Source organism: Shinella pollutisoli, from assembly GCF_024609765.1.
Lineage (GTDB): Bacteria > Pseudomonadota > Alphaproteobacteria > Rhizobiales > Rhizobiaceae > Shinella > Shinella pollutisoli.
Genome location: NZ_JANFDG010000063.1, coordinates 1 through 1,820, shown reverse-complemented (window position 1 = coordinate 1,820; position 1,820 = coordinate 1). Strand labels below are relative to the sequence as shown.

Below are 1,820 nucleotides of genomic sequence, written 5' to 3'. Positions count from 1 at the left end.
ATCGTCTCGCGGAACGGCTCCGCCTGGACGAAGGCCGCGAACTGTTGCAGCCCGGTCGCCAGCGACGCCCGGAAGCGGACAGGCTCCGCGAAGGGCTGGTACCACTTCTGGACGTCGATCAGCTCGCCGAAGGGATCGGCCTGGACGAAGGCCTCGAACGGATGCGACGACGCCGGCAGCGAGCGTGCGAAGCGGACAGGCTCCGACAGGGCCGGCAGCCAGCTTTCCGGCCGCGATATCTCCGCGAACGGCGCGAACCCCTGGTAGGCCGCAAACTGATGGTCGGCGGCCGCAAGCGCCGGCAGGAACCGCGCCGGCTCGGACCACGGCTGATGCCAGGACGCGACCGGCGTCTGGTCGAAAGGTGCAAACTGGACGAAGGCCGCGAACGGATGGCTCGCCGTCGGCAGCGAGCGGGCGAACCGCATCGGCTCCGACAGCGGCGGCGCCCAGCGGTCCGCGGTGATCGCCTCTTCGAACGGCGCGAACTCGACGAACGCCTCGAACGGATGGTCTGCCGTCGCAAGTGCCGGCGCGAACCGGACGGGCTCGGAAAGCTCCCGCTGGTACTTGTCGGGGCCGGGATATTCCGGCCGGGCAAGGATGCCGGGATCGAGCGCGACGCTGTAGAGGCTGGCGAGCGCGACGGCGACGGCCGGCAGGACGCGGAAACGCGTCGGCTCCGACAGGGACGGATGCCAAGAATCCGCGAAGACCGGATCGATGACGCCGGGATCGTCCGCCGCACCGAAGGGGGCCGAGCCGAAGGGGAACTGCCCGAGCATTTACGCCGCGTAGCTCCGCCGCGCGTGATAGGAGGCCTCGATCCGCTTCAGCTTCTCCTCGAACGGGTCGCACACACCCCTGGCGGCGCAGCGCTTGCAGATCAGGCCGTCGCACATGCGGCAACGTCCGCCCATCTCGGCGGGATCGGTCATCGGCTTGACGATGACGACCGCATTGCAATGGGCGCAGGTGAAGGTGTCGGCCTCGCGCGCCGCGCCGGTGACGTCGGTGCAGATGAGGATGCCGCCGGGTGATCGCATGGGACTGCCTCCTGTCGGGGATGCGGCCGGGCCGGAGCCCGGCCGGATGGCGTCAACGCTCGCTGAAATGCGCCTCGCAGATGGCCGTGCCCGTGTAGCCCGGCGACTTGGCGCGGAAGGCGAGGCCCGCATTGTCGGTCGCGGGGATCACCAGCTCCTGCCCCGGGAAGGCGACCCAGCGGATGGTGGCGCGCTGGTTGACGCCGGAGGCCCAGAGCGAGCTGTTCGCCGTCACGGTCGGCTCGGCCGTGTGGTTGGCGAGCGCCGCGCCCAGGAAGGCGCCGTCGGCGGGATCGAGCTTGGTGGGCGTGATCGAGGTTCCCGTGCCGAGCGCGGTGATGCGGCTGACGTCATAGGTCATCGCCTGGTCCGCCGGCGTGCCGTCCGTGCCGAGCACGAAGTCGTGCACGGCGATCCGGCGCAGCGCCGTGCCGTCGTCGGCGGCGAGCGCCAGAAGCGTCTTGAAGGTGGTCGTCATCGCCTGCTGGGTGCCGCCCAGCAGGTTCGAGGCTGCATAGCCTGCCATGTCAAATACTCCTGAAGTTTTGGAGGGGTGGTATTCGCCGCACAGGCGGCAGCACTCCGCACGAGGCGGATGGGATTGCCCCGCGAGGGGGCGAAACTCAGATGAAGCGCAGTTGCATCTGACCGGGGACGCGCTGGAACTGGCCTTCCCGGTAGATCGTCTCCGCCTCCGACAGGATGGCGTAGAACAGCATCGTCCCGCCCGCCTGGGCGTTGCAGACCGAGACGTAGCGGATCGTCCCCCAGTCC

At 69.5% G+C, this 1,820-nt stretch carries 4 protein-coding genes; all 4 read right to left on the bottom strand.

Translation table 11 applies throughout. The features are described 5' to 3' along the window. The coding region (locus NNZ72_RS25320) for a hypothetical protein (protein WP_257318452.1) at window positions 1–785 on the bottom strand (785 nt) is incomplete at its 3' end. Beyond that, window positions 786–1,046: a hypothetical protein gene (locus NNZ72_RS25315; RefSeq protein ID WP_257318451.1), complete on the bottom strand. Its 261-nt coding sequence runs from the start codon at window positions 1,044–1,046 to the stop codon at window positions 786–788. Between the two features lie 52 nt (window positions 1,047–1,098). After that, a complete protein-coding gene (locus tag NNZ72_RS25310) occupies window positions 1,099–1,572 on the bottom strand; it encodes a hypothetical protein (RefSeq protein WP_257318450.1) in 474 nt (157 codons plus the stop codon). A gap of 97 nt (window positions 1,573–1,669) precedes the next feature. Further along, on the bottom strand, window positions 1,670–1,807 hold the full coding sequence (locus tag NNZ72_RS25645) for a hypothetical protein (RefSeq protein WP_442800904.1): 138 nt from the start codon (window positions 1,805–1,807) through the stop codon (window positions 1,670–1,672). Window positions 1,808–1,820 lie beyond the last annotated feature (13 nt).

What these genes read in the sequence shown, in the direction of transcription:
- NNZ72_RS25315 (WP_257318451.1), bottom strand. Translation starts at nt 1,046, where the DNA reads ATGCGATCACCCGGCGGCATCCTCATCTGCACCGACGTCACCGGCGCG.
- NNZ72_RS25310 (WP_257318450.1), bottom strand. Translation starts at nt 1,572, where the DNA reads ATGGCAGGCTATGCAGCCTCGAACCTGCTGGGCGGCACCCAGCAGGCG.